This is a genomic window from Actinoplanes sp. NPDC026619 (assembly GCF_040638295.1).
In the GTDB taxonomy this organism is placed as follows: Bacteria; Actinomycetota; Actinomycetes; order Mycobacteriales; family Micromonosporaceae; genus Actinoplanes.
This window is the reverse complement of the sequence record NZ_JBEZYA010000005.1, coordinates 309,304-324,609: the sequence shown is the minus strand read 5'-3', so window position 1 is coordinate 324,609 and position 15,306 is coordinate 309,304. Positions and strand designations below refer to the sequence as shown.

Sequence of the window (15,306 nt, the reverse complement as noted above, 5' to 3'; positions counted from 1 at the left end):
AAAGGTTACACATCCCGTGCACAGATTACCGTCGCACCGACTCCCAGCGTGACGAATGCCCAGGCCACGGCCACCCCGAGGCCGGCCAGCGGTTGGATCGGAAGTGTTGCCAGGTCCACCGTGGACAGCACGGTCAGGCCGGCCGTCCCGGGCATCACTTTGAACACGTTGCGCTTCCAGTCGGGGTCGATGAGGAAGTCGATGATCATGGGCGTCAGGTAGAGCAGGCCGAGGACCACGCCGGTCGAGGCGACGGCGCTGCGGAGCAGGGCGGCCACCCCGAGGCCGAGCAGGGCGATCGCCATCAGGTAGAGCACCGCGCCGCCGGCCGCGCGCAGGACCGGGCCGTCGGTCAGCGCCGGGTAGTCGTCGATCAGGGCCCGGCCGGCCAGCACCGACGCCGTCACCGACACCAGCGCCGTGCCGAGGACGCCGGACAGCAGCAGCGCGGCCTTGGCCGCCACGACCAGCAGGCGGCGGGGGAGCGCGATGAACGTGGCGCGGATCAGTCCGGTGCCGAACTCGTCGGCCAGCAACTGCACCGCCCACGCCGCCACGACCGCCTGGCCGATCTCGACGCCGAGCAGGCTGACGTGCACCGGGTCGGCGCCGCCGAAGGACGACGCCGTCACCGACACCCCCACCGTCACCACGATCGTGAGCAGCGGAAAGACCAGCCAGGACCGGAGCGTCCGGATCTTGGTCCATTCAGCGCGGAGAACTTCGGCGCGGAGAATTTCAGGGCGGAGAATCACGCGTCGGCCCGCCGGGTGCGGAGCACGGCGAGTAGGAGCAGCCCGCCGGCCCAGGCGGCCAGGACCAGCAGCCCGGCCCATGCCGGGAGCGGGTAGTAGCCGCCGGACGGCGAGTAGGGCTTGGCCACCTGCGGATACGAGGGCAGGGCCTGCTGCACGGCGAACGCGGCCGCGGGAGTCAGCCGCAGCAGCCAGACGGCGGGGCCGGTGGGCAGCAGCGATGTCGTGGCGAGCAGGTAGGGGACCAGCACGGCCAGGACGGCGAGGGCCACGGCGGGCACGCCGCGGCGAAGAAGAGCGCCGATCGCGTACGCCAGGACGGCCGTCAGCGACAGCAGTGCCGCGCAGCCCACGACGATGCGGATGCTGGTGCCGGTGGTGGACGGAACGAGGAAGTTCCCGCGGGCCCGGATCAGGTGGGCCGCCACCGGGAGGGTGACGGCGGTCGCGGCGAGGCCGGCCACGAAGACCACGCCGGCGATCACCGCGGCCTTGGCGGTCAGCAGGCGGCGGCGGTGGGGCATGGCCGTCAGGGTGGTACGCAGCAGGCCGTGCCGGTATTCGGCGGTCATGAACAGGACCGCGACGATGATCACCACGAGCAGCGCGACGAACACGCCGGCGAGGGCGAACGTGATGCTCGGCCCGGCTTCCTGGCCGGCCGGGGCGATGTCGCCGGAGCCGGAGACGGTCAGCCGGCCGCCGTCGGTGGTGTAACCCGCGGCCTGGTGGTACTTCTCCCAGTCGGTCTGGACCCCGTCGTCGCCGACGTTGTCGAACTTCCAGGCGCCGGCCGTGGAGACCTGGTCGAAGACGGCCTTGGCCTGGGTGAAGCGGGCCTGCACGATGCTCCCGCCGTGGGCGCCGGCCGTGGCGGTGACGTCCGACGGCGAGGCGACGAACAGGCCGATCTGGACGGTCGCCGGCAGCCCGGGGATCGTGACCGCGCGGATTTCGGACCATTGGGCGCCGTCCACCGAGGCGTACCCCCGAATGGTGTTGCCGGAGCGGGAGATGCGCAGGAAGCGTGCGTCGGCCGGGCCGGCGTGGTCCTCGGTGAAGTTGTCTTGCATGCGGGTGCCGTGCGCGCCGGTGAGCAGGACCGACGCGTACGCCGCGCCGGGTTTGGTGCCGTCCTTGATCATGAGGCCGGCCTTGGCCCAGGGGACCAGGCCCTCGACGAGCTCGTCGTGGTTGGGCGGGGGATAGGTGATGATGCCGGTGAAGTTCGCGACGTGCGCGGTGAGCGTGCCGTCGCCGGCGAGCGGCTGGTGCACGAAGGAGAAGTGGTCGTCGACGACCATGCCGTCGGGGCCGGTGGGCGGGGCCGGGCAGACCGCGGTCATGCAGGACGTGGTGATGCCGGTGGCGGCCAGCAGGCCGAGCCCGACGATCACCACGGCGGCGCCGACGAGGCCGCCGAGCCAGCCCGTGACGGTGCGCAGCTTGAGCCACTCGGCCCGGAGCATCGCGATCATCGCAGGGCTCCTTCGCCGCGGGTGAGCTCGAGGTAGGCCGCTTCGAGGGAGCCGTAGCGGGTGGTCAGCTCGTCCTTCGACGCGGCCGTGAGGACCCGGCCCTGGCCGACGAACACGACATGCCCGGCGATGTCCTGCAACTCGGCCATCAGGTGGCTGGAGACCAGCACCGTGCGGCCCTCGGCGGCGAGGTCGCGCAGCAGCGTGCGCATCCAGACGATGCCTTCCGGGTCGAGGCCGTTGAACGGCTCGTCGAGCATCAGCGCGGGCGGGTCGCCGAGCAGGGACTGAGAGATGCCCAGACGCTGCCGCATGCCGAGCGAGTAGCCACCCGCGCGCCGCCGGCCGGCCGCTGCCATCCCGGTCATCTCGAGGACCTCGTCGACCCGGGCGGTGTCGAGGCCCTGGGAGACCGCGAGCCAGCGCAGGTGGTTGCGGCCGGACCGGCCGGGGTGCAGGGCGTTCGCGTCGATGAGCGCGCCGAGGTGGGTGAGCGGGCGGGCCAGATCAGGATATTTCTGTCCGCCGACCAGGGCGGAGCCGGATTCGGCGCGGTCCAGGCCGAGGATCACCCGCATCGTGGTCGACTTGCCGGCGCCGTTCGGCCCGACGAACCCGGTCACCGTGCCCGCCGGCGCCGTGAACGTCATGCCGTCCAGGGCGACCGCCGCGCCGTACCGCTTGTGCAATCCGTTGACTTCGATGGTTGCTGTCATGGCGCCGATTTCTACGGGCCGGCGGGTAACCGGGGCGCGACGACGGCCGTCATTTCGCTGTTAGGCCCGACCGGGCATGCTGGTCGGCATGGGCGTCCGGCTGCGTTTCACCCTCCTGTACGGGGGCTTGTTCCTGCTCTCCGGCATCGGTCTGCTCGCCATCGTCGCGGCGTTCAGCGTCGGCAACACGGTCTCGGTGCATCAGGGTGGCCAGGAGTCGCCGGCCGAGCAGATCGCGCGGCTGCAACAGCAGCTCGCCGACGCCGACGCCGCCAACACCCGGCGAGTGATCGCCGGGGTCGTGACCGCGCTGGTCGTCATGTTCCTGATCGCGCTGGTCCTGGGTCGGGTGGCGGCGGGCCGGGTGCTGCGCCCGCTGCGCCGGCTCACCTCGGCCACCCGCCGGATCTCGGCCGACAACCTGCACGAACGTCTCGCCGTCGGCGGCCCGGCCGACGAGGTGAAGGCGCTCGCCGACACGATCGACGAGCTGCTCGGCCGCCTCGAGGAGTCGTTCGCGGCCCAGCGCCGGTTCGTCGCCGACGCCTCGCACGAGCTGCGCACACCGCTGGCCACGATCCGCGCGTCACTCGACGTGGCGGTGGCCAAGCCCGCCCCGATCGCGGAGTCGACCGTCCAGCTGGCCACCCGGGTCCGCGCGCAGCTCGACGACGCCGACACCCTCCTCGAAGGGCTCCTCGTGCTGGCCCGGGCTCAACACGGAGCGTTGGACGATCGCTCAGCGGTGTCACTCACGGTGCTGACCCAACAAGCCCTGCGGGCTTCGCCAACTTCCCTGCAGGTGTACGCCGAACTCGAGGCCGACGTGGTGACCAGGGGAAACCCGGTGCTGCTCGCCCGGCTGGCCGGGAACCTGATCGACAACGCCGTCCGGCACAACGTTCCCGGCGGCTGGCTGCGCGCCCGGGTCTGGGCCGACGGGGGCCAGGCCCGGCTGACCGTCGAGTCGAGCGGCCCGGTCCTCGACCCGGCGCAGGTCAGCCGGCTCGGCCGGCCGTTCCAGCGGATCGGCGCCGACCGCACCGGCGCCGGCACCGGGCTCGGCCTGTCGATCGTCGCCGCGGTGACCGCCGCGCACGGCGGCTCGCTGGCACTGGCCGCCCGCGACGAGGGCGGCCTGCGGGTCGACGTGGGGCTGCCGGCATGAGGGTCCTGGTGGTGGAGGACGCCCGTGCGCTCGCCGAGGTGGTCGCGGAGGGCCTGCGCGACCAGGGCATGGCGGTCGACCTCGCGCATGACGGCCTCAGCGCCGCGGCGAAGATCGATCTCAACGCGTACGACGTCGTCGTCCTTGATCGTGATCTGCCCGGTCTGCACGGCGACACGATCTGTCAGATGATCACCGACCGGGACGGTGACCGGGCGATGGTCCTCATGCTCACCGCGGCGGGCTCGGCCGACGACCGGGTGCGTGGCCTCACCCTGGGCGCCGACGACTACCTCGCCAAACCGTTCCACTTCCCGGAGCTGGTGCTGCGCATCCAGGCCCTGGCCCGCCGCCGGCCGTCCGCCCGGGGCCGCACCCTGCGCGCCGCCGGCCTCGAACTCGACCCGATCACCCGCAGCGCCTCCCGCTCCGGCGTGCCGCTGCACCTGTCGGTCAAGGAGTTCGCCGTGCTCGAGGCCCTGATGCGGGCCGCGCCGGCGTTCCTGAGCAGCGAAGATCTCCTCGAGCAGGTGTGGGACGAGAACGCCGACCCGTTCACCAACACGGTCACCGTCACCATCGGCCGGCTGCGCCGCAAGCTCGGCGAACCGGCGGTCATCACCACCACGCCGGGCGTCGGTTACCGGATCGCGCCGGCCGGCTGACCGGCGGTCCGCACCCGGTTGCGGCCGGCCCGCTTCGCCGCGTAGAGCTGGGCGTCGGCCCGGGCCAGCAGCGTCGACTGGTTGCTGTCCGCGACCACCGCCGCCGCCCCGATGCTGACCGTGACCGGCAGATCGCCGACCGCCTGCCGCCATGGGTGATCGGCCACCCGCCGGCGCAGCTTCTCCAGCACCGACAGCGCCTCGGCGTGCCCGTGCCCGCTCAGGACCAGCAGGAACTCCTCGCCGCCGAGCCGGGCCGCGAACGCCGCCTGCTCGCCGAGGCCGGCCACCGCGTCGGACAGCAGCGCCGCCACCATGACCAGGACCTGGTCGCCGATCTCGTGCGAGCAGCGGTCGTTGATCTGCTTGAAGTGGTCGAGGTCGAGCACCGCCGCCCACATCGGCGCCCCGCCGCCCTGCGCCTGCCCGATCAGGACCGGCAGGTGCTCGTCGACGTAACGGCGGTTGCGCAGCCCGGTCAGCGGGTCACGGCGGGCCTGCTCGCGGAACCGCTCCGTCTCCTGCCGGGCCTCGTTGACCTCGAACAACGCCTGCCGGGTGCGGGCCTGCGCCTCCCGCTGCTCGTCGAGCACCTTCTTCTCGGCGGCGTGGAAAAGCTTGTACTCCTCGTACGCCTTCTGGAAGTCGCCGGCCGCCGCGTACAGCTCGGCCTGCTCCTCGAAGACCCGGGCCAGGATCTCGCCGTGCCCGTGCGTCTCGCAGAGCGTGCGGCACTCGGCCAGGGTGTCGCGGGCCGCGGCCGCGTCGCCCCGCAGGCGCCGGGTCTCCGCCAGCGTCAGCAGGAACTCCGGAAGCGAGTCGGCCTCCTGGTGACCTTCCGGGTACGCGGCGATCGCGTCGAGAATCGTCTGCTCCGCCTCGGCGTACCGGCCCAGGGCGATCTGGACGCTGGCCACGGTGTCGAGGTCGTTCGGGTCGAGGCGGTGCTCCCGCGCGGCGGCGGCCGCGCGCATCCGCTCGATCAGCTCCCAGGCGCGCTCCGGCTCACCGGACAGATATTCGGCGTACGCGTGGTTGTTGAGGACCAGGATCTCGTCGCGCACGTCCGTGCTGTGCCGCGCCAGCTCGGCTGCCTGCCGGTAACGTTCGCGGGCCTCGGCGATCGAGCCGGTCTCGGTGAGCGCGTCCGCGTACTTCACCACGTACGGCAGGCGGCGGCGCGGCGGCACCGAGTCGTCCAGGTGCTCGACGGCGGCGACCGCATGCTCGAGCAGCGCCGCCACGTCACCCATGTTGCGGTAGGTGCGGCCGAGCATCAGGTGACTGCGGGCGATCAGGTAACGGTGCTGATGGCGGTGCGCCCACTCGTTGACCTGCCACATCACGGCCACGGCGGTCTTCAGCTCGCCGCTGCGCTCGGCGACGTCGGCCTGGATCAGCCGGGCGCGCATCTCGGCACGATCGTCACCGGCGGTGGCCGCGGCGAGCTCCAGCTCGGCAGCACGAGCCGCCCGGCCGCGGGAATCGAGGCCGGTCCAGTCCTCGAGTCGGTCGAGCTCTGCGGAACGGGCCGCGCTATCGGACACGCAAGTCCATCGGCTTCGTACGGCCCGGCCGAAGGATTTTCGTCACCGGATTTCTCCTTCTCGCTACCAGGTGGTAATGGTTGCGCTCCCACCGGGCGATGGCAATGCTCGCCGCACTGCCAACCGCTGTTCGGGATCCTTTGCTGTCCGTCCGGCGGATGTGGGCTCGCTCCAGTTTGGAAAAGCTTCATGAGTGTCTGATTCCGGTTTCGTTTCCGATCCCGGCACCGGACTTCCCGAACTCATCTCCACCGTCCGCGCCGAGGCCATCGCGCTCGGCCGCGACGACCTCGCTGCCCAGTTGCCCGGCCCGATCGGCGCCGGCATCACGATGCGCCGGCTCCGCGTCGTGGTCGCCGGGGAACCCGGCGCCGGCAAATCCAGCCTGATCAACAGCCTGCTCGGCCGGCCGGGCCTCAGCCCGCCGGCGACCGGCTGCTGGATCGAGTTCCGGTACGGCGCGGCCGACTCCGCCACCATCCTGCTCGCCGATCCCGCCGACGCCGGCACCCCGCGACGGCTGCCCGCCGACCTGGGCGAGCTGTCCGCGCACGTGGCGCTCGGCGAGATCACCGCGCCGGTCGTCGGCGCCGAGGTGCGGCTCGACGTGCCGGTGCTGCGCGAGCTCGTCCTGGTCGACACGCCCGGCGCGCCCACCCCGACCACCCTCGCCGCGCTGCGACAGGCCGATGCGTTGCTGTACGTCTGCGACGCCACCCGGCCGATCCCGCTCTCCGCGGTGGAGCTCCTCGTCGAGGCCGTCCGCCGGGTGCAGACCGTGGCGGTCGCGATGAACAAGAGCGAGACACCCGCCCACGGCCGGGCCGTCGCCGAGACCCGCCGCCGCCTCGGCGACCGGCCCGAACTGGCCCGCGCGGCCGTGCACACCGTGTCGGCGCACCTGGCCGAGCGGGCCGAACGACCTGGCACGCCGCACAGCGCGGCGATCCGGCTCACCGAGTCGGCCGGCGTACGCCAGCTCATGGACCGCCTCCTCTACGACGCCGGCGCCGGGGCCGCCCGGCTGCGCACCGCCAACCAGGCCCGGACCGCCGCGGCCGTCGCCCGATCCCTGCTCACCCACCTCGACCAGGTCACCGGGCCGGCCGCGCGGATCGACGCCGACCTCGCCGTGCTCGGCACGCTGCTCGACGCCGGCGGTGTGCTCGGCGCCCGCTTCGACCAGGCCCGGCAGTCGGCGACGTCGCGCTACGCGGCGGCGGCCGGCGAACTCAGCGCCGCCCTTCCGCCCGCCCACGTCATCGCGGCGCTGACCGCCGCCGGGGTGGACGCGCTCGACGACTGCCAGGCACGCATCCTGGACGCGCTGCGCGACGGCCTGCGCGACGGCGTGCTGCTGCCGTCCGCACCGGACACCGAGTTGCGGCTGCGCGCCCCCGACGCCTCCCGACCCCGCGCGCTCGACCTGCTGCCCACCGTCACCGGCCTGGTCACCGGCTCGGCGCTGGTGGTGTCGGTGCTGACCGGGTCGCCGGCGGTGTCGACCGCGATCGCGGTGAGCGCCTGCGCCGGTTGGTGGCGCACCGCCGAGGAGAACCGGTCTACTTGGCTGGAGGCGGCGACCACTCAGGCCAAGGCCGCCTTCGAGAGTGAGCTGCGGCGGCGGGCCGGGGCGGCGCGGCAGTACGTGGCGGAGACCGTGCCCTTCCTGCTCGAAGCCCGGCGCGATCGGCTCGCCCTCCTTGATGCCCCCTCGCTTCCCGGAGAAGCCGAAGGTTCCCGGGCGCTGCTGAATCAGGCCCTCGCCGACCTGTCCCGGTATCACCGCAGTAACGCCTGAATGCCGGGGCGGGCAGCGCCCGGCCGGGTCGCGGCGGATAATCGGCGGGCATGAGACGCAGACTCCTGTTCACCGGCGGCGCCGGCGTTCTCGGCATCGCGGTGCTCGACAGCTGTTCCTCGTCCGTCCCCTCCGCGCCCCCGGAAACTCCCGTTCCGGCGGCCAGCGGCGCGGTCGCCGGTGACTGGCGGCGGGTCAGCATGTCGGTCGTGGCGGCCTATCTTCTCGTCCGTGGCGGCGAGGTGGCCATCGTGGATCTAGGCATGCCCGGCTCGGCGGCGGCCATCGAGGCCGGTCTTGAAGGAGCCGGGGCCGGCTGGGGCGCGGTCAAGCACGTGATCCTCACCCACCTGCACCAGGACCACGTCGGCGGCCTGACCGAGATCGCCCCCAAGGTGACCGGCGCCGCCATCTACGCCGGGGCCGGCGATCTCGCGTCGATCATCTCGGAGAAACCGCTGAAGCCGCTGGTCGAGGGCGACGAGGTCTTCGGCATGCGGATCGTCGAGACCCCCGGCCACACGCTCGGGCACATCTCGGTCTTCGAGCCGACGACCGGCATCCTGGTGGCCGGCGACGCGCTGCGCACCAGCGGCGGCCTGCAGGGCTCCGACCCCGAGTTCACCGCCGACGTGGACAAGGCGGCCGCCTCGGTCCGCAAGCTGGCCGGCCTCGATATCAAGGCCATCCTGCCCGGGCACGGCGAGCCGCTGACCGCCGGCGCCGCCCGGGAGTTGAAGGCGCTGGCCGCTACCATGCCGTCTTGATGATCTCCATACTGCTCGCCCAGGTTCCGGTCTCGTGGGACGTCGACGCCAACCTTCGTACCGTGGCCGGCGTCCTTGCCGAGGCGCAGCCGTCCGATGTGGTCGTCCTGCCCGAGGGAATGCTGTCCGGCTACGACGAGGACCTGACGCCGCTGGCCGCGATCGACCGGGCGGCGCTCGCCAAGGCCGTCGACGAGGTCGGCGCCCTGGCCGTGCGCCACCAGGCCCACGTGTTCTGCGGGTCGCTGTTCCCGGCCGGCGACGGCTGGTGCAACGCCGGGCTCTACCTGTCGCCCGCCGGCGACCGGCAGGTCTACCGCAAGATCAACCTGGCGATGAACGAGCGCGGTCCCCTGCTGGCCGGCGACGAACTGCCGGTCCTCGACGCCGGCGGCCTCGCCGTCGGCGTCCAGCTGTGCCGGGAGATCCGCTTCCCGGAACAGTGGCAGTCGCTGGCCGACCGCGGGGCCCAACTGTTCGCCTACCTCACCAACGCGGCCAACACCCGCGAACCGGCGGGCGTCTGGCGCAGCCACCTGATCAGCCGGGCGGCGGAGAATCAGCGCTTCCTGGCGGCCGCCAACATCGCCCACCCCGACCAGCACTGCCCGACGATGCTCGTCTCTCCGCGCGGCGAGGTCCTGGCCGAACTCCCACCCGGCCGCCCCGGCGTGCTCCGCCACCGCATCGACCCGTCCGAGACCTCCGGTTGGTACCTCGGACAGCGCCGCCGGGACGTGATCGCCGCGCAGTACCAGGGACGCCCGTGACCCGGGGAGCGATCTTCTTCGACGTCGACGGGACGCTGGTCCCGCACACCAGCAGCGGCCGGCACCTGGCTGGCTTCCTCGGCCACGCCGACGTGGTCCAGCGGGCCGAGGACGGCTACGGCGCCGGCACCCTGACCAGCGCGGAGGCCGCCGTGCTCGACGCCCGCGGCTGGGCTTCATGGACCCCCGCCGACGTGCACGGGTTCCTCACGTCGCTGCCGCTGATCGACGGCATCGCCGAAACCCTGCGGTGGTGCCACGCCCATGACCTGACACCGGTGCTGGCCACGCTCGCCTGGGACATCGTCGGCGCGGACCTGTGCCGCCGCTTCGGCTTCGACCGGGCGAGCGGTCCGCGCCTCGAGGTGATCGACGGCCGATTCAGCGGCAAGGTCGCCGAGCAGTTCGACGAGGGCGGCAAACGCGACTTCGCCCGGGCCGTGGCCGACGAGCTGGGCGTCGATGTGGCGCACTGCGCGGCGGTCGGCGACGGCCGTTCCGATGTGCCGCTGTTCGGCGCGGTCGGATACGCCATCGCCCTCAACGCGACACCCGCCGCCCGCGCGGCGGCCCACACGTCGATCGACGCCACCGACCTGCGGGCGATCCTGCCCCTGCTCGACGCATGGTTGCGGGCCGTCTCTCCACCTCGGCACGCATAGGCCGAGTGGAACTTGATGCGCCGCTGAACAGCTCGCCGTAAAGGCATCGGCACCGCTCAGCTGGATCATCGGCACTGCTTGGCCGGATCGTCGTAGTCGCCGCCGCTGCCCGCCCGGCCGCCGCCGCTGCCCGCCCGGCCGCCGCTGCTGCCCGGTTGCCGCTGCCCGGCCGGTCCGCCCGGCTCCGAACCGATCACGGATCGGTGCTCTTGATCATTCGCGGATATTGCAGCGAATCGCGATCCCGGCACAGATGTTGCGGGCGGGTGTGACTATCGCTCGATGGAACGGCTGAGCAGTCGCATCGTCTACCGGAATCCGTGGATGACCGTACGGGAGGACGAGATCCGGCGTCCGGACGGCAGCCCCGGAATCTTCGGCGTGGTGGAGAAGCCGGACTTCGCGCTGGTCCTGCCCCGATGGACGGACGGCTTCTGGATGGTGGAGCAGTTCCGCTACCCGGTGGGGCGCCGCGCCTGGGAGTTCCCGCAGGGAAGCTGGGGGAGCGGCGCGGCCGGCGACCAGGTCGCCCTCGCCCGGCAGGAACTGGCCGAGGAGACCGGCCTGCGAGCCGAGTCGATGACCCACCTCGGGCACCTTTACGAGGCATACGGCTTCTCGACGCAGGGCTTCGACGTCTACCTGGCCGACGAGCTGACGGAAGGCCCACCCGAACGCGAGGCCGGCGAACAGGACATGATCCACCGCCGTGTCTCCGACCGGGAGATCACCGCGATGATCCGCTCGGGCAGCATCGTGGACGCTCCGTCGCTGGCCGCCCTGACCCTTTACCGGCTGGGGGCTGCACACACAGCTGCCTAACAGCTAGGGTCCTCCGTCATGACCGGGGACAAGATCAGCAAAGCCGGCGGCGACCCGTCCACCCCGCAGGCGACCTCCACGGCCCCCGCTCCCACTCCGGAGCCCGACACCGCCGCGGAACCAGCCACCCCGAAGTCGGCCGCAGCAGCTCCCAGCAAGGCAAAACCAGAAGCGGCAGAGCCGATCGCACCGGAGCCCGGCGAGCCGGAGCCGCCCGCAGGACTGCCCGACGCCGCAGAGCCCAGCGCGGCGGAGCCCAGCGCGGCGGAGCCGATCGCGGCGGAATCTGACGTGGCAGAGCGGGACGCAAGGCTGTCCGAGGTCGCGGAGTCCAGCGCGGTGGAGCCGAACGTGGCGGAGCCGATCGCGGCGGAATCTGACGTGGCGGAGCGGGACGAAGGACTGCCCGACGTCGCAGAGTCCGGCGCGGTGGAGCCGAACGTGGCGGAGCCGATCGCGGCGGAATCTGACGTGGCGGAGCGGGACGAAGGACTGCCCGACGTCGCAGAGTCCGGCGCGGTGGAGCCGAACGTGGCGGAGCCGATCGCGGCGGAATCGGACGCCGCGGAGCGAGACGGAGAACTGCGCGACGTCGCAGAGCCGGGCGCGGTGGATTCGGGCGTGGCCAGGCAGGGCGCGATGGGTTCGGTCTTGGCGGAGCCGATCGTGTCGGGGTCCGAAGCGGCGGAGCCGAGCACAGTGGTGTCGGGCGTGGCGGAGCCGGGCGTAGCGGCGGTGGACGCAGGACAACCCGACGCGGCGGAGCGGGGCGTGGCCGAATCCGATGTGGCGGGGCCGGGCGTGGCGCAGCCGAGCGCGGTGGGATCTGCGGCTGCGGAATCGGACGTGGTGGAGTCGGACGCAGGTGAGCCTGACGTGGCGCCGAGTGCGTTGGAGACAGGCGTTGCGGAGCCGGGCCTGGCGGGTTCGGGGCGGCTCGAAGCAGTGGAACTCGGTTCGGTAGAGGCGGATGCTGCGGCGCCGGTCGCGTCTGAGGAGGAAGGCCACAGCGCGGTTGCGGTTGATCTTGACGGGATCGGGGCGACGGGCGTTGAGGCCGGCGGGAGCTCGGCGACCGTGGTTGCCGACGGCGGCGAGTCGGACGGGGTCGTCGTTGTCGAGGAGCGTGACGAGCTGCTCGAGCGCAGCGCCGACTTTGCGCATGCCCCGACCGGCCGTGGCGTTGACCTTGGTGAGTTTGCCAAGGGTGAGGACTATCCGCTTGCCGGTGATTACCCGGATGTGCCCGAGGCCGAGGAGCTCGATGAGGCCGATTTCGATGACGAACCGGTCATCGAAGGGTTCGATCGGCGGCAGGACTTCTGGTGGTGGTTGCTCACGCCGGTCTTCACGATCCTGGTCGGGCCGCCGGCCACCGGGATACTCACGTTCCTGGTGGCGGAGTCCGGTGACGGGTCGCCGGGCATCTGCCGGGCCGTCCTCGCCGACAACGGGTGCGAGGAGGCGGTGCTGCGGATGGCGGCCCAGCACACCGTCGTGTTCTTCGTGTTGTGGCTGGCCTTGTGGGCGATGCCGTGGTGGCGCGGCCTGCGGAAATACCGGATCGCGGTGGCACTGCTCGCGACGGCGGTGCTCCTGGTGGCCGCACTCCGGCTGATCAGCTACTGAGCGGTCACCCAAGCCCGCGAGAGGAATGGCCGCGGAGAGCTTCCAGGACCATGATCGACTCAGTTTCCTGGAAGTCGGGCGTTCCATCGCGGGTTGTGAGGGCCCTGTTTTCTTGTGTTCTTGTAGTTGGGGCCGCCCCTGCAGCTGGGGGCGTCAGAACAGGGCCAGCTGGCCGGGGGTGGGGTCTCGGCGGGCGGTCATGCCGCCTCGGAAGACCCAGGGACGAAGTTCCGGCATTTCGTCGGGGGGCGGTTCGCCGGCGGCGGCCGGGGGTGGGGGAGCGCCGCCCACCAGCGCCCACAACGACGGGCCGAGGTTGATGCCCCGGGCTCGCAGGGCCTGCCGCATCGTCAGGTAGTGGAGGGGGAGCCGGGCGCCGGCCAGTGAGGGCAGCTCCAGGTCGTGCCGCATGCTCATCAGATCGCGGTTGCGGGCGACCGTCTCGCGGGCCGCGTCGGCGGTGAAGTGGGTAGCGGCCTGGTCGCCCACCGCCGCGCGCAGGTCCTCGGCCGAGGCGTCCCAGGCGGCCTCGACCGTGCCGAACGCGGTCAGCAGTTTTTTTGCGGTGGTGGCGCCGAAACGGCGTACACCCGGAAGGTTGTCGGATGGGTCGCCGCGCAGCGCGGCGAAATCGCGGTATTGCCGGGGGACGACGCCGTAGAGCGCGGGCAGGCCGGCCTCGTCGATCAGGACCGCTTCGTCGAAGCCGCCGTTGCGGATGCGCAGGACCGACGTGGTCGCGTCGATCAGGGCGAACGCGTCGCGGTCGCTGGTCATCAGCACCGACTCCCAGCCGGCCGCGCGGGCCAGGGCGGCCCCGCTGGCCAGCACGTCGTCGGCCTCGTAGGCGGGTGGCACCACCGTGCACACCCCGGCGTCGGTCAGCAGGGTGGGTGCGGCCTGCAGCTGGGCGGTCAGGTCGGCCGGCTTGTCGGGGCGGTGCGCCTTGTAAGCGGGGAACCGGGTGCGGCGGGCCGACGACTCCGGACAGTCGAAGCCGACGATCACCGCGTCCGGCTGCACGTGGGCGGCGGCTCGGGCGAGGTAACCGACGAGGCCGCGCAGCGCCCAGATCGGTGAGCCGTCGGGCGCGGTCATGCCCTCGAAGGCGCCGGCATGGTACGCACGATGCAACAGGCTGTTCCCGTCGAGAACCAGAAGCATCGGCACCCGACGAAGATTACGCCCAGAACCCGCCGGGACCATCACTCCCCTGATGGCCCCGGCGGGCGTCTCTGTGCGGTCCGGCGCCGGCCGCCTCGCGCCGGCCGCTGTGGACCGTCGGCGTGGCGTCGGGTGCCGGCTGCCGGACCGGCGACGAACGAGTGCCGAACCGTGAAATCCCCAGGGGGAAGGATGTTCACGTTCACAAACGGTGAAGTTGCCCGGCGGTTTCAAACTCGTTTCCGGCAATGTTAACGATCACAAGGGCAGTGTCAAGACGAGGACACTACGAACTTTCTTATCCGATAATTTCGGCACAATGCATCGAGCATGATCAATGCGAAGCGGCGAAGTCAGGCCGCGGGTGGCGCCACGCTGGCTCGCTCCACCAGCGCCGGGGCGATGGTGCGGCGGGCGCCGAGCTCCGACGTGCCGGACTCGATCTGGTTCATGAGCAGCTCGAGGGTGGCGGTGGCCACCGCGGCGAAGTCGGGACGCACGGTGGTCAGCGGCGGCGTGAAATAGGCCGCCTCGGGCACGTCGTCGAAGCCGACGATGCTCACGTCGCCGGGGACCCGGCGGCCGTGCTCGTTGAGCGCGCGCAGCAGGCCCAGCGCGATGTGGTCGTTGGCCGTGAAGACCGCCGTCACGTCGGGCAGGCGGGCCAGCAGCTGGCCGTTGCGGTAGCCGGAGCCCGCGCTCCAGTCGCCGGTCAGCAGCGGCGGGATCTCGACCCCGGCCTCCTGCAATGCGGCTTCCCAGCCGCGGATCCGGCCGGCCGCGTCGAACCAGTCGCTCGGGCCGGAGATGTGCCAGACCGTCTCGTGGCCGGCTTCCAGCAGGTGCCGGGTGGCGGCCCGGGCGCCGGCCACCTGGTCGACCGTGACCAGGGTGCTCGAGCGCTCGGGGTCGCCGTCGATCGTGACGAGCGGGACGTCGGCGTGCAGGTGCTGCAGCGCGGCGCCGGCCGAGGCGACCGGCGCGATCACCACCAGGCCCGCCACCCGCTGGTCCAGGTGCCGTTCCACCGCCTCGGTGATCGAGCGCTCGTCCAGGCTGCGGACACTGCCCACGTTCACCGCGAAGCCGGTCGCCTGCGCGGCCTCCTCGAAAGCGGTCAGCATCGACGCCGGCCCGTAGAGCGAGCTGTTCTGCGTGACCACGCCGATGACCTGCGAGGTGCCGGTGACCAGGGCACGTGCCGCCCGGTCGGGCCGGTAGCCCAGCTCCGCAATCGCCGCCCGCACCTTGAGCCGGGTCTGCTCGCTCACGTTCTTGTGCTCGTTGAGCACCCGCGAGACGGTCTGATGTGACACCCCCGCCAGCCGGGCGACGTCCATCATCCCCGGCGGCCGTCCCCGC

General features: G+C 72.2%; 15 protein-coding genes. 8 read left to right on the top strand and 7 right to left on the bottom strand.

Annotated elements, in window-relative coordinates; all coding sequences use genetic code 11:
• Positions 1–5: 5 nt before the first annotated feature.
• From AB0E90_RS14495 to AB0E90_RS14485, 3 genes are read right to left on the bottom strand one after another with little or no spacing between them, the layout of a single operon-like run.
• Entirely contained in the window at positions 6–755 is a 750-nt protein-coding gene (locus tag AB0E90_RS14495; protein ID WP_360404099.1) for an ABC transporter permease, read from the bottom strand.
• Positions 752–2,233, bottom strand: coding sequence for a hypothetical protein (locus AB0E90_RS14490; protein ID WP_360404096.1), 1,482 nt, complete (start codon positions 2,231–2,233; stop codon positions 752–754). The genes AB0E90_RS14495 and AB0E90_RS14490 overlap by 4 nt, the downstream gene beginning before the upstream one ends.
• Positions 2,230–2,949 carry an ATP-binding cassette domain-containing protein gene (locus AB0E90_RS14485; RefSeq protein ID WP_360404093.1) on the bottom strand — a complete coding sequence of 240 codons (720 nt, stop codon included), beginning with the start codon at positions 2,947–2,949 and terminating at the stop codon, positions 2,230–2,232. Before AB0E90_RS14485 ends, AB0E90_RS14490 begins: the two co-directional genes overlap by 4 nt.
• Positions 2,950–3,037: 88 nt before the next feature.
• On the opposite strand from AB0E90_RS14485, the gene AB0E90_RS14480 reads away from it, so the two are divergent.
• A complete protein-coding gene (locus AB0E90_RS14480) occupies positions 3,038–4,117 on the top strand; it encodes an ATP-binding protein (protein WP_360404090.1) in 1,080 nt (359 codons plus the stop codon).
• Positions 4,114–4,782 carry a response regulator transcription factor gene (locus AB0E90_RS14475; RefSeq protein ID WP_360404087.1) on the top strand — a complete coding sequence of 223 codons (669 nt, stop codon included), beginning with the start codon at positions 4,114–4,116 and terminating at the stop codon, positions 4,780–4,782. Before AB0E90_RS14480 ends, AB0E90_RS14475 begins: the two co-directional genes overlap by 4 nt.
• On the opposite strand, the gene AB0E90_RS14470 is transcribed toward AB0E90_RS14475, so the two are convergent.
• A complete protein-coding gene (locus AB0E90_RS14470; protein ID WP_360404084.1) occupies positions 4,758–6,329 on the bottom strand; it encodes a diguanylate cyclase in 1,572 nt (523 codons plus the stop codon). The two genes, AB0E90_RS14475 and AB0E90_RS14470, sit on opposite strands and share 25 nt — an antisense overlap.
• Before the next feature lie 193 nt (positions 6,330–6,522).
• On the opposite strand from AB0E90_RS14470, the gene AB0E90_RS14465 reads away from it, so the two are divergent.
• The 4 genes from AB0E90_RS14465 to AB0E90_RS14450 are packed head-to-tail and all read left to right on the top strand — an operon-like array spanning position 6,523 to position 10,329.
• Entirely contained in the window at positions 6,523–8,130 is a 1,608-nt protein-coding gene (locus tag AB0E90_RS14465; protein WP_360404081.1) for a dynamin family protein, read from the top strand.
• Positions 8,131–8,180: 50 nt separating this feature from the next.
• The gene (locus AB0E90_RS14460) at positions 8,181–8,897 is read left to right on the top strand and encodes an MBL fold metallo-hydrolase (RefSeq protein WP_360404078.1); all 717 of its coding nucleotides are present in this window, start codon (positions 8,181–8,183) and stop codon (positions 8,895–8,897) included.
• Positions 8,897–9,667 carry a carbon-nitrogen hydrolase family protein gene (locus AB0E90_RS14455; protein WP_360404396.1) on the top strand — a complete coding sequence of 257 codons (771 nt, stop codon included), beginning with the start codon at positions 8,897–8,899 and terminating at the stop codon, positions 9,665–9,667. The genes AB0E90_RS14460 and AB0E90_RS14455 overlap by 1 nt, the downstream gene beginning before the upstream one ends.
• Positions 9,664–10,329 (top strand): HAD-IB family phosphatase, encoded by a 666-nt coding sequence (locus tag AB0E90_RS14450; RefSeq protein ID WP_360404075.1) that lies wholly within the window; start codon positions 9,664–9,666, stop codon positions 10,327–10,329. Before AB0E90_RS14455 ends, AB0E90_RS14450 begins: the two co-directional genes overlap by 4 nt.
• A 65-nt stretch (positions 10,330–10,394) precedes the next feature.
• On the opposite strand, the gene AB0E90_RS14445 is transcribed toward AB0E90_RS14450, so the two are convergent.
• Complete coding sequence (locus tag AB0E90_RS14445; RefSeq protein ID WP_360404072.1) at positions 10,395–10,526, bottom strand: hypothetical protein; 132 nt, start codon at positions 10,524–10,526, stop codon at positions 10,395–10,397.
• Positions 10,527–10,611: 85 nt separating this feature from the next.
• Between AB0E90_RS14445 and AB0E90_RS14440 the strand changes: the two genes are divergently transcribed.
• Positions 10,612–11,151 (top strand): NUDIX hydrolase, encoded by a 540-nt coding sequence (locus AB0E90_RS14440; protein WP_360404069.1) that lies wholly within the window; start codon positions 10,612–10,614, stop codon positions 11,149–11,151.
• Positions 11,152–11,169: 18 nt separating this feature from the next.
• On the top strand, positions 11,170–12,780 hold the full coding sequence (locus AB0E90_RS14435; RefSeq protein WP_360404066.1) for a hypothetical protein: 1,611 nt from the start codon (positions 11,170–11,172) through the stop codon (positions 12,778–12,780).
• 153 nt (positions 12,781–12,933) lie between these two features.
• On the opposite strand, the gene AB0E90_RS14430 is transcribed toward AB0E90_RS14435, so the two are convergent.
• Positions 12,934–13,944: a 5'-3' exonuclease H3TH domain-containing protein gene (locus AB0E90_RS14430; protein ID WP_360404393.1), complete on the bottom strand. Its 1,011-nt coding sequence runs from the start codon at positions 13,942–13,944 to the stop codon at positions 12,934–12,936.
• Between the two features lie 353 nt (positions 13,945–14,297).
• Complete coding sequence (locus AB0E90_RS14425; protein ID WP_360404390.1) at positions 14,298–15,287, bottom strand: LacI family DNA-binding transcriptional regulator; 990 nt, start codon at positions 15,285–15,287, stop codon at positions 14,298–14,300.
• Between the last annotated feature and the right edge of the window lie 19 nt (positions 15,288–15,306).

What these genes read in the sequence shown, in the direction of transcription:
- AB0E90_RS14490 (WP_360404096.1), bottom strand. Translation starts at nt 2,233, where the DNA reads ATGATCGCGATGCTCCGGGCCGAGTGGCTCAAGCTGCGCACCGTCACG.
- AB0E90_RS14485 (WP_360404093.1), bottom strand. Translation starts at nt 2,949, where the DNA reads ATGACAGCAACCATCGAAGTCAACGGATTGCACAAGCGGTACGGCGCG.
- AB0E90_RS14480 (WP_360404090.1), top strand. Translation starts at nt 3,038, where the DNA reads ATGGGCGTCCGGCTGCGTTTCACCCTCCTGTACGGGGGCTTGTTCCTG.
- AB0E90_RS14475 (WP_360404087.1), top strand. Translation starts at nt 4,114, where the DNA reads ATGAGGGTCCTGGTGGTGGAGGACGCCCGTGCGCTCGCCGAGGTGGTC.
- AB0E90_RS14460 (WP_360404078.1), top strand. Translation starts at nt 8,181, where the DNA reads ATGAGACGCAGACTCCTGTTCACCGGCGGCGCCGGCGTTCTCGGCATC.
- AB0E90_RS14455 (WP_360404396.1), top strand. Translation starts at nt 8,897, where the DNA reads ATGATCTCCATACTGCTCGCCCAGGTTCCGGTCTCGTGGGACGTCGAC.
- AB0E90_RS14440 (WP_360404069.1), top strand. Translation starts at nt 10,612, where the DNA reads ATGGAACGGCTGAGCAGTCGCATCGTCTACCGGAATCCGTGGATGACC.
- AB0E90_RS14435 (WP_360404066.1), top strand. Translation starts at nt 11,170, where the DNA reads ATGACCGGGGACAAGATCAGCAAAGCCGGCGGCGACCCGTCCACCCCG.
- AB0E90_RS14430 (WP_360404393.1), bottom strand. Translation starts at nt 13,944, where the DNA reads ATGCTTCTGGTTCTCGACGGGAACAGCCTGTTGCATCGTGCGTACCAT.
- AB0E90_RS14425 (WP_360404390.1), bottom strand. Translation starts at nt 15,287, where the DNA reads ATGATGGACGTCGCCCGGCTGGCGGGGGTGTCACATCAGACCGTCTCG.